At 41.6% G+C, this 9,745-nt stretch carries 11 protein-coding genes and 1 tRNA gene; 10 read left to right on the plus strand and 2 right to left on the minus strand.

What is annotated here, in order from left to right; genetic code table 11:
- Positions 1-47: 47 nt before the first annotated feature.
- Positions 48-1,946 carry a M28 family peptidase gene (locus CH76_RS10420; protein ID WP_036145840.1) on the minus strand — a complete coding sequence of 633 codons (1,899 nt, stop codon included), beginning with the start codon at positions 1,944-1,946 and terminating at the stop codon, positions 48-50.
- A 99-nt stretch (positions 1,947-2,045) separates the two neighbouring features.
- On the opposite strand from CH76_RS10420, the gene CH76_RS10425 reads away from it, so the two are divergent.
- The 6 genes from CH76_RS10425 to tsaD all read left to right on the plus strand — a co-directional run bounded on the left by CH76_RS10425 (position 2,046) and on the right by tsaD (position 5,215).
- Positions 2,046-2,121 (plus strand) — tRNA-Asp (locus CH76_RS10425).
- An 89-nt stretch (positions 2,122-2,210) separates the two neighbouring features.
- Positions 2,211-2,546 carry a hypothetical protein gene (locus CH76_RS10430; protein ID WP_036145841.1) on the plus strand — a complete coding sequence of 112 codons (336 nt, stop codon included), beginning with the start codon at positions 2,211-2,213 and terminating at the stop codon, positions 2,544-2,546.
- Positions 2,547-2,615: 69 nt separating this feature from the next.
- Complete coding sequence (gene tsaE / locus CH76_RS10435) at positions 2,616-3,068, plus strand: tRNA (adenosine(37)-N6)-threonylcarbamoyltransferase complex ATPase subunit type 1 TsaE (RefSeq protein ID WP_036145842.1); 453 nt, start codon at positions 2,616-2,618, stop codon at positions 3,066-3,068.
- Positions 3,065-3,757, plus strand: a complete 693-nt coding sequence (gene tsaB / locus CH76_RS10440; RefSeq protein WP_036145844.1) for a tRNA (adenosine(37)-N6)-threonylcarbamoyltransferase complex dimerization subunit type 1 TsaB — start codon at positions 3,065-3,067, stop codon at positions 3,755-3,757. The genes tsaE and tsaB overlap by 4 nt, the downstream gene beginning before the upstream one ends.
- Positions 3,747-4,196, plus strand: coding sequence for a ribosomal protein S18-alanine N-acetyltransferase (rimI, locus tag CH76_RS10445; RefSeq protein ID WP_036145846.1), 450 nt, complete (start codon positions 3,747-3,749; stop codon positions 4,194-4,196). Before tsaB ends, rimI begins: the two co-directional genes overlap by 11 nt.
- Positions 4,196-5,215, plus strand: a complete 1,020-nt coding sequence (gene tsaD / locus CH76_RS10450; RefSeq protein WP_036145847.1) for a tRNA (adenosine(37)-N6)-threonylcarbamoyltransferase complex transferase subunit TsaD — start codon at positions 4,196-4,198, stop codon at positions 5,213-5,215. The genes rimI and tsaD overlap by 1 nt, the downstream gene beginning before the upstream one ends.
- Before the next feature lie 194 nt (positions 5,216-5,409).
- On the opposite strand, the gene CH76_RS10455 is transcribed toward tsaD, so the two are convergent.
- Positions 5,410-7,350, minus strand: a complete 1,941-nt coding sequence (locus CH76_RS10455) for an ABC-F family ATP-binding cassette domain-containing protein (RefSeq protein WP_036145850.1) — start codon at positions 7,348-7,350, stop codon at positions 5,410-5,412.
- Positions 7,351-7,477: 127 nt separating this feature from the next.
- Between CH76_RS10455 and CH76_RS10460 the strand changes: the two genes are divergently transcribed.
- From CH76_RS10460 to CH76_RS10475, 4 genes are all read left to right on the plus strand, one after another.
- A complete protein-coding gene (locus CH76_RS10460; RefSeq protein WP_036145853.1) occupies positions 7,478-8,110 on the plus strand; it encodes a redox-sensing transcriptional repressor Rex in 633 nt (210 codons plus the stop codon).
- 77 nt (positions 8,111-8,187) lie between these two features.
- Positions 8,188-8,382, plus strand: coding sequence for a twin-arginine translocase TatA/TatE family subunit (locus CH76_RS10465; RefSeq protein WP_036145856.1), 195 nt, complete (start codon positions 8,188-8,190; stop codon positions 8,380-8,382).
- Between the two features lie 17 nt (positions 8,383-8,399).
- Positions 8,400-9,230 (plus strand): twin-arginine translocase subunit TatC, encoded by an 831-nt coding sequence (tatC, locus tag CH76_RS10470; protein WP_036145858.1) that lies wholly within the window; start codon positions 8,400-8,402, stop codon positions 9,228-9,230.
- A 71-nt stretch (positions 9,231-9,301) separates the two neighbouring features.
- The gene (locus CH76_RS10475; RefSeq protein ID WP_036145859.1) at positions 9,302-9,739 is read left to right on the plus strand and encodes a GreA/GreB family elongation factor; all 438 of its coding nucleotides are present in this window, start codon (positions 9,302-9,304) and stop codon (positions 9,737-9,739) included.
- Positions 9,740-9,745: the final 6 nt, after the last annotated feature.

The following is a 9,745-nucleotide window of genomic DNA, read 5'->3' on the forward strand; positions in this document are numbered from 1 at the left end:
TTAGGCAATAGGGTTTTTTTGTGCGAAAAAAGGGCGCTTAGCCCTTTTTACAAGTGTTTGAGTAATTGAATTAGCTCCTTTATATGTTGTGATGTAGCTTCAACAATTGTTTGGTGGAGTCGCTGTTGTTGTTGTAAGGCATGTTGGAGTTGTTCAATTTCAGCCTCCATACTTTCATCAGCTGTTTTTGTTTTCAGTGCTTGTACAACGTCGAATAAATCAATATGCCCCATAATGCGACCAGCTCCCCACAGTAAACGCTCAGGTGCAGCTTTACAAACATAATTTGTGAAATGATCATAAACATCCCTATCAAAATCGTAAGCCTGCCATGTATTGTCGATTAAGTGAAGGTCATATTGAAGTGCCCCTTTGTAATCACCACGTTGTAATCGCTCAATCGCACGTGTCAGTGCTGCACAATTTGTTAAAGTATGCTCATACGGAAAAATAACCTCATCTTGCCATGTTAACTTAGTAAAGTGTGTTTCCATAAAATAAAAAATCGCGAGCAATTGTGGATTATGCGTTTTATTAAGTGGAGGCAAAGAACGTGTTACCTCGAGTGCCTGTTCTAGTAATGTATGCAAGGCTACGGGCGCTGTTTTGCGCATGGCGATAAGACGGGTGCTAAAATCTACAGGCACAACAGCTAGCTCGTCATAACGTTTAATAAGAGCATCGTATAGTTGTAAATGAAAAAGCATTGCTTGTGGATTGAATGTTGTTTCGTCATCAAATTGCGAATGGTAATGTGTACGAATAAATGATGAGTCTTGAAAATCATTACGCAATGATGGAATACCACCTATAGCAAATGAAAAATCATCAGAGGTCGTAGCAAGTGGTGAGAGCACCTCGATACCTTGCGGATAAACATCACTGCGAGGTATGTGTTCTACAAATTGAGCGAGAAACGTATGCAATTCGTACACAGTACGGATACGATCAGCGGGCATATGTGCAACAGCAGGGAGCTCAAAATTAATATTGGCAAATACCTTACCACGCCAGTCTGGTCGAACCGTTGTGATTTGATTATAAGCACCTACAGACCAATCATAACGGGAATCAATGACACCCCACTCCTCAGCAGCGAGAGCTAAAAAGATAAGTGTTTTTTGTGGGCGGTAGCCAGTAGTGATTAAATTTTTGGCAAGTCCTAACATGAGAGCGATAGCTGCATGGTCGTCTTGAAAGCCACTGAAATAAGAATCATAATGTGCAGAAATCAAAATATAACTATCTTTTTCTTTGCCTTCTATTTTGCCATGATAGTTATATGAAGTGCCATTTGGTTGAACAATTGAGCAGGCATCAAACGAAACGCTCACGCTCGCCGCTGTAGCAAGTTGCTCGCGTAATAAAAGACTGTCGTTTTGTGACATCGAAAATGCGGGCGCGTAAGCAGGTCCACAAATGTCTTGAGCGTTTAAGGCATCTGCATTTACTTGTGAGAAGCCGCCTGATTGTACAGCGATGATAGCGATAGCCCCTTTAAAATGTGCTTGGAGTGCAGGATAGCTAATCCACCAATCGCGGTCTTGATCAATGTCAATTAATACTAACTTGTTTGTAGCATCAATTGTAGCAAAGTCAGTAGCTGTACCGCGTCCACCGTAGATGATGTCGTAGGTTTGGGGCCCATTTGTAACAAAATGTGTTTGATAGCTACCTAAAATAGCGGTATAGGGTTGTCCGGTTGCTGTGGTAAAGGTAAGTTCTGCTTTTTTAAATTCCCATGTATCTAAGGTGAAAGCATCCTTAGTAATTTGAGTTAAGCCGATGCGTTTCATTTCTTCAGCAATCATTGCCCCTGTTTGATGTTCGGCAGTAGAGCCAGCAGTACGATAGCCTAGTTTGTCATTTGTTTTAAAGGTTTCGAGCTTCTTGGTAAAACGGTATGTGTAATCTACATCAAAAGCTTGTAAATTATGCGATTGCATATGAACACCTCCTAGAATTAGTATAACGTAAAAAAAGTTGAAAAAAGCTATTGCAATCCCTTGTGGATATGCTATAATAAATCTTGTCCTTAAGTAAGTGGTCCCGTGGTGTAGCGGTTAACATGCCTGCCTGTCACGCAGGAGATCGCCGGTTCGATCCCGGTCGGGACCGCCATTTAATAGAAACTTCAACCTTTAACCTTGTGTTAAAGGTTTTTTTCTGTTCCTAGCGGGTAAAAGTTAGAAAAGGCTAGGAGGTGCACTATGAAAAAAATCATATTAGGCATACTCATTAGCTCAAGTGTGTTAGTCAGTGGCTGTGGCAATGAATTGCTAGCCATTGAAAGCAGTAATGATTACCGTTGGCAACGCTTTATGAATGATACAGAGTTTGACAAAGTGAGTAATGGCATGAGTTATATGGATGTTGTGCGAACGGCAGGTGGTGCAGGTAAAAAGCAAAAATCTGGCACGTACCTTTGGCATGATGAACTACTTATTACACGAGGCTATGAGCTACAATTTAAAGAAGATAAAGTAATTGATAAAAAAATTGTGGAGCTGCATGGTGCAGTGACAGATGAGGATGATGCGGAGTAAACGTATCATCTTTTTTGATGAAAATAGTGTATCATTAAGAGCAGACAGTAAGGCTTGGGAGTGAAGAAAATGACAGTGATTATAGAGATTGCTTCACCTGAGGAAACCTCAGCGTTAGCAACTAAATTAGCGCAGCTTGTAGCGGCGCAAGATACGATTACTTTAGAGGGCGACTTAGGTGCTGGGAAAACAACCTTTACCCAAGCGTTTGCTAAGGGACTAGGTGTTAAGCGTGTAGTTAACAGTCCAACGTTCACCATTATGAAGCAATATACAGGTCGTCTGCCTTTTAATCATCTAGATGTGTACCGTTTAGCAGATAGTGATGAAGATTTAGGGTGGGACGAGATTTTTTATGGTGATGCGGTCACGGTAGTAGAGTGGGCACACCTTATTGAAGCCGACTTGCCAGCAGAGCGTTTAGCTATTCGTATTGAGCGTACGGGAGATACTGCGCGCCGCTTTACAATTACGGCAATAGGTGAGCGTTATGAGCAATTATGTGAGGAGTTAATACGATGATTTGGTTAGGAATAGATACTGCAAATGCCCCACTATCAGTAGCAGTTGTGAAAGACGGCATTTTAGTAGCAGAGATTACACAAAATAATAAGCTAACACATTCTGTAGGTGCAATGCCTGCGGTAGAAGAAGCGTTAACGCGTGCTAAACTTGTAGTGAAGGATATTGATGCGATTGCTGTTTCGGCAGGTCCAGGCTCTTATACAGGTGTACGCATTGGTGTAACGATTGCTAAAACATTAGCATGGTCGTTACAAAAGCCGCTTGTGTCTGTTTCGAGTTTGCAAGCATTAGCTTATAACGTACCGTATTTTACGGGCGTAATTTGTACGATGATTGATGCGCGTCGCCAACATGTTTATAGTGGCGCTTATCAAGGCGAGGAGGTAGTAATTGAGGACGGCCATTACGCTGTGATTGACTTACTACCAAAGTTACGAGACTTAGGCGTGCCTGTATTATTTGTAGGACGCGATGTTACGATGTATTGGACAATTATTGAAGAAATTATGGGTGATGCGGCAATACGTGCACCATTTACGGTTGACTTGCCTCGTGCGAGTGAAGTGATTCGTTTAGCTATGACAAAGCCGCAAGACACGACTGTTCATACGGTGACACCAACGTACCGACGCATTGCAGAAGCGGAGGCAAACTGGCTGAAGGAGCAAAAGTCGAATGGCAACTAATGTACGCTATCGAAAAATGACACCAGCAGACGTTAAGGCTGTGCATGCGATTGAGGTAGCTGTTTTTGCAGCGCCTTGGACGGAGGAGTCGTTTCATTATGAAATGAATGAAAATCAATATGCGAGCTATGTAGTAGCTGAAGTAGATAACGAGATTATCGGTTTTTGTGGCATGTGGATGGTCTTTGGTGATGTGCAAATCACCAATGTTGCAGTGCTTGAAAAAGCGCGTGGTTTAGGTATTGGCGAAGGTTTAATGCAAACAGCAATGGCTACAGCTAAAGCGCACGCTATGGAAAATATGAGTCTTGAGGTGCGTGTGTCTAATCATGTCGCACAAGGGCTTTACCGCAAACTAGGTTTTCAAGACGGTGGCATACGAAAAGGATATTATACAGATAACCAAGAGGATGCTCTTGTAATGTGGGTGAATTTATAATGGAAAATCAATTAATATTAGCAATTGAAACAAGCTGTGATGAAACCGCAGCAGCAGTAATTAAAAATGGTAACGATATTATTTCAAATGTAGTAGCTTCGCAAATCGAAAGCCATAAGCGCTTTGGTGGTGTAGTGCCTGAAATTGCCTCACGACACCATGTTGAGCAAATTACGATTGTTATTGAAGAAGCGCTACGCGAGGCTAACATCACTGCTGAGGATTTAACAGCAGTCGCTGTAACAGAAGGCCCAGGATTAGTAGGAGCCTTACTGATTGGTATTAATGCAGCGAAAGCTTTTGCCTTTGCACATGGCTTACCTTTAGTAGGTGTGCATCATATCGCAGGGCACATTTATGCAAATGAATTAATGCAACCTATGGTGTTTCCATTGTTAGCACTTGTTGTATCAGGTGGACATACTGAGCTTGTTATTATGAAAGAACACGGTTCATTTGAAGTAATCGGCGAAACACGTGATGATGCTGCAGGCGAGGCGTATGATAAAGTGGCACGTGTGCTAGGTTTACCGTATCCAGGTGGCCCACATATTGACCGCTTAGCTCACGAGGCAACAACAGCAGTCGATTTTCCGCGTGTATGGCTAGAAGAAGGTAGCTATGATTTTAGTTTTAGTGGTTTAAAATCAGCAGTAATTAACTACAAGCATAATGTAGATCAGCGCGGTGGCGAAATTGTACCACAAGAGGTAGCGAAAGGTTTTCAAGATAGTGTAGTTGAGGTCATTACAGCGAAGGCGCTACGTGCGGCGCGTGAATATAAAGTTAAGCAAGTTGTAGCGGCAGGCGGTGTATCAGCCAATAAAGGGCTACGTACGGCACTAGCAGCAGCATTTGAACAAGAAGGTATACCATTTTATGTACCACCTCTATCATTATGTACAGATAATGCGGCCATGATTGGTGCTGCGGCAAGTAAAATGTATGACAGTGGTGTTCGTGGTAATTTAACGATGAATGGTAATCCAGGAATGGAATTAACAAGTTGGGCGAAGTAATGCCTGTGGATAACTTGTGGATAACCTATATATAGTGTTGCTGTGAGTGGGTTATCCACTGTGGATAATTTGATAAACATTGATATTATAGGCTTTACAAATGAAAAGTGAATTTTACATGAAATTTACACTTGACCAATATATACGCAATAACGAAAATAAGCAATCCCACAACTTAATGGGATTGCTTATTTTTATTGGGCTACTTCTTCTAATTGTTCATTTAGTTCAAGCCATTCCATTTCATTAGATTCATGCGAATCTTTAACGGCATCTAGCGCAGCTTGGATTTCTGCTACTTTTTGATGGTCTGCAAAAACTTCAGGCTCACAAAGTTGTGCCTCGTAGTTTGCGATTTGTTCATTCTCTGTATGCATTGTGGCTTCGAGCTCCTCAATGGCACGTCGAATTTGGCGTTCGCGTTTCTTTGCTTCCTTATCAATCTTAGTGGAAGGTGTTTTTACTGCAGTTACCTCTGTTTTAGGCAAGTTAGCTAGCTTCATTGCCGCAAGTTCTTCAAGCTCTTGTTTTTTCTCTACATAGTAGTCGTAGTCACCTAAGTATTCAAAGGCATTGTCTGGCGAAAGCTCAATAACTTTAGTGGCAATACGATTAATAAAATAACGGTCATGTGAGACAAAAAGCAGTGTGCCTGGGTAATCTAGTAACGCATTTTCTAAAATTTCCTTGCTGTCTAGGTCAAGGTGGTTGGTCGGCTCATCGAGAATAAGGAAGTTGGCCTTTTCGAGCATAAGTTTAGCGAGTGCAAGGCGGGCTTTTTCACCACCAGATAAATCATTAACGATTTTATCAACATCCTCACCACTAAATAAAAATTGCCCAAGCACGGAGCGGATTTCGCCCTCATTCATTAAGGGCCACTCATCCCACAACTCATATAGGACGGATTTAGTACTGGAGAGCTTAGCCTGCTCTTGATCATAGTAGCCAATTTTAACATTGGTACCATAACGAACTGTGCCAGCCTCTTGTTGTAAATCATCCACAATCGTTTTAAGCAGTGTTGACTTACCTACACCGTTTGGGCCAACAAGTGCGATGCTGTCTTCGCGGAACACACGCATAGAAATATGCTGTGCGACGATTTTTTCGCCGTAGCCAATAGATAAATCGTCAATTGCGAGTACATCATTACCGCTTTGGCGGTCAATAGTAAAACCAAAGCTCGCTGATTTTTCGTCACCATCAGGTGAGTCCATAAAATCCATATTGGCGAGCATCTTACGACGACTTTGCGCCATTTTTGTTGTAGAAGCGCGTGCAATATTTTTTTGAATGAACATTTCAAGACGTGCTTTTTCGTCTTGCTGACGCTCATACATTTTCATGTCGCGCTCATAGTTTTTAGCTTTATCGTCAAGGTAGGCACTGTAGTTGCCTGTATATTTTGTTACACGCTGACGCGAAACTTCGTAGACAATCGTTACGATTTGGTCAAGGAAGTAACGGTCATGGGATACGATTAGGATTGCGCCTTCATAGCCTTTAAGATAGCTCTCTAGCCATTGTAATGTGGCAATGTCTAAATGGTTGGTCGGCTCATCGAGAATGAGCAAGTCAGGCTTGCTTAATAGAAGTTTAGCGAGCGCAAGACGTGTGCGCTGCCCACCTGATAGCGATGTAATAAGCTTTTGATAGTCCTCTTCAAAAAATTGCATGCCGTGTAGTACAGAGCGTGTGTCTGCTTCGTACTGGTAACCACCAATATCTTTAAAGTCATGTTGAAGTTGATCGTACTCCGCCATAATTTGTGCGTAACGTTCCGCATTATCATATACCTCAGGGCTAGCCATTTGGTGTTCTAATGAACGTAGTTGTTGTTCTTTCGCACGTAGTGGTTCGAAGATGGTCATCATCTCTTCCCAAATCGTACGGGTTGAATTTAAACCTGCATGTTGTTCGAGGTAACCAATACGCACATCCTTTGGTATAATAATATCACCGCTATCATAAGATAGCTGACCTGCGATGATTTTTAGTAAAGTAGATTTACCTGCGCCGTTGCGTCCGACAAGTGCTACGCGGTCACGGTGTTGTACTTCGAGCTTAACATTTGTTAGGATTTCGTCTGCAATAAATGATTTTGTTAGTTGATTGACTTGTAATACAATCATGTCGTCACCTCTGTTCATGTTAAGTGTAATAGATGAGGGGATGCAAGGCAACGGCTACCCTTTACAGATTTAACAGAGTCATGTAAGATAAAAACAATTTAGATGTACACAAGTAGGAGGAACATGTGTGAAAAACGAAGTAAAGATTCCACAGGCAACGACAAAGCGCCTTCCTCTGTATTATCGATTTCTGCAAAACTTTGCGAACGAGGGGCAAGAACGCGTTTCCTCAAAGCAATTAAGTGAAGCAATGAAAATTGACTCGGCTACGATACGCCGAGATTTTTCGTATTTCGGGGCACTTGGTAAAAAAGGGTATGGCTACGACGTCAAGCATTTGCTGGCGTTTTTTAGTGAGACGCTTGACCAAGCAGAGCCAACGAAGGTTGCATTAATCGGTGTCGGTAATTTAGGTAGCGCCTTATTAAAGTATAATTTTCAAAAAAACCATAACACGCATATTGTTGTAGCGTTTGATACCAAAGCGCCAGTTGAAGGGAAGCTCGTCAGTGATATTCCGGTATTTCCGCCTGAGCTACTCGAAGAAAAGTACGTAGCCTTTGGCGCAGAGATGGCTATCTTAACTGTGCCACCACATGCTGCACAAATTACAGCAGATCGCCTTGCTTCTATTGATGCAAAGGGGATTTTAAACTTCACACCAGAGCGCATTCATGTGCCAGATAAAATGCAATTGCTTAATATTGATTTATCCGTTGAGCTACAAGCACTCATTTATTTAATCCGAAATCAGCAGTGACGTTCACAGTAAATTCGTTAGCTAATTGTTATAAATTGCGGTAAAATGAGAGATATTAAATGAGGAGGTGGCTAGACATGGGTCCAATCGGTCCGGGTAGTATTATTTTAATTGCCATCGTAGCACTGCTAATTTTCGGTCCAAAGAAATTACCAGAGTTAGGTAAGGCGTTTGGTTCGACATTACGTGAGTTTAAGCACGCTACAAAAGGTTTGGTAGATGAAGATGAAGATAAAAAGAAAATCGACACTAAGAAAGAACTAGATAAGTAAGTTAGGGTGTTTGACTAATGAATCAACAAGAACTAACTGTCATTGAACATATAGAGGAATTACGAAAGCGGCTGGTATTATCCGCCGTTTTCTTTGTGATTAGTTTAATTGGCTCGTTCTTTTTAGCCAAGCCACTCATCACATATTTGCAGGCTACGAGCACTAAGCACGACTTACAGCTCCATGCCTTTAACGTAACCGCGCCGCTGATGATTTATATTCAAGTGACTTTTTTAATTTCACTAATTATTACGTCACCGATTATTTTATATCAGATTTGGGCATTTGTTAGCCCTGGCTTACGTGACATTGAGCGTCGTGCTACGCTAAGTTATATCCCGTACTCCTTTATTTTATTTTTAGGAGGGCTAGCCTTTTCCTATTTCATTTTATTTCCGTATATGATGAATTTCATGATGCTGCTATCCAATGATTTAGAAATCCAGCAAACCATCGGTATTAACGAATATTTTTCTTTTTTATTTAGGATTACATTGCCTTTTGGCTTCCTATTTCAAATGCCAATTGTCATGTTGTTCTTGTCACGCATTGGCTTATTAAATCCAATGTGGATGGTAAAGTTCCGTAAGTATGCGTACTTTATTTTATTCGTACTTGCTGCACTCATTACACCACCAGAGCTGTTATCCCATTTAATCGTAACAGTACCGCTATTTATTTTATACGAAATTAGTATTGTTGTAGCGCGTTACGGCTTCCATAAGTACCTTAAATCTGAGGAGGCACGCATTAAAGAAGAAACAGAGCGAGAGCAACAACTTCAAATTGAAGAGGCACTTGCCGCACAGCAAGCTCAGATCGAGGCTATCCAACATAAAGAAGATTAACCGCTCCTAGCTAGGGCGGTTTTTTTGATTTTATACGAGGTGATGCGTAGCATGAGAGGTGAGGTGATAGCATGGAAGTAACAGCACAGGGGCATGCCGATTTACAGCAAAAACTACAACAATTACAACAACAAATTAAATTAGCGGAGCAACGTGTACTGCATGGACGTACATTTTGTGATTTTTCGGATGACCCTACCTACCAGCAAGCATTTGATGATTATGTTATGTTGCGTGAACAAGCACGAGAACTCGCCTATTTGTTAGAAACAGCAACCATTATACAGACAACTAGTGAAGTGATTGGATTAGGTGCAGTAGTGACGTTTAGAGAGGGGACAGAGGAGCTCGAAACCTATCAGCTTGTTACAACGCTTGAAGCGGATGTAGCAGCGGGTAAGATTTCGATACAGTCACCAATGGCACAAGCCCTACTTGGCAAACGTGCAGGTGATGAGGTAGAGGTAAATGGTAGTAAAATTACCATTATAAAAGCATCGGTCAGCTGACCGATG

The sequence above is a fragment of the Lysinibacillus sp. BF-4 genome, from assembly GCF_000743635.1.
GTDB classification, from domain to species: Bacteria; Bacillota; Bacilli; order Bacillales_A; family Planococcaceae; genus Metalysinibacillus; species Metalysinibacillus saudimassiliensis.